Below are 625 nucleotides of genomic sequence, written 5' to 3' on the forward strand. Positions count from 1 at the left end.
GGGGTGCGAAGGCGTATGAACGCAGCCGCTACAGCAGTCTCGTTTGACGAGTTAGTTCGCCATATTGCATCTCTCATATCAATGATGCGCGGGGCGAATATCAAGCTCGACTACTACAAGTTGGTGCAAGACCTATTCGACTATGATTCCGCGTTTGGCCGGGAACGGGTTCGGCGGGCCTGGTCACGAGACTACGTATCTAACAATCTTGATAAAGAACTAACTGACAAGTGAGGACTCTCATGTTTATTGACATTCACGTTATTCAACCGCTGCCTTCTTCCAATGTGAACCGTGATGAGACGGGAAGCCCAAAGACTGCGCTATACGGTGGTGTTAGGCGCCACCGAGTCTCTTCGCAATCTTGGAAGAGAGCTACCCGCGAGACGTTTGCAGATTTCGTTTCGGAAGAGTATTTGGGCACTCGCACTAAGCGCGCTATTGAACTGGTTGCAAAAGAAATTGTTCAACTGGACCCAGAGGCAGCTGAGCGGGCAGTTGTTCTAGCTGAAGGCGTATTCAAACCGCTTGATCTTGGCATGGAAGCCGTAACTGAGACTGACGGTGATGGTGAGGAGAAGGCTAAGGAGCTGAAGACGCTGTTCTTCCTCTCTAAAACCCAGGT

At 50.6% G+C, this 625-nt stretch carries 2 protein-coding genes; both read left to right on the forward strand.

Annotated features, from left to right (window positions below):
* Nucleotides 1–234: type I-E CRISPR-associated protein Cse2/CasB (casB, locus tag HMPREF1627_RS00905; RefSeq protein ID WP_034500367.1), on the forward strand; the 234-nt coding region annotated here is incomplete at its 5' end.
* 8 nt (nucleotides 235–242) lie between these two features.
* A partial coding sequence (locus tag HMPREF1627_RS00910; protein WP_034500368.1) for a type I-E CRISPR-associated protein Cas7/Cse4/CasC occupies nucleotides 243–625 on the forward strand: 383 nt, incomplete at its 3' end.

Source organism: Actinomyces sp. S6-Spd3, assembly GCF_000758755.1.
Lineage (GTDB): Bacteria > Actinomycetota > Actinomycetes > Actinomycetales > Actinomycetaceae > Pauljensenia.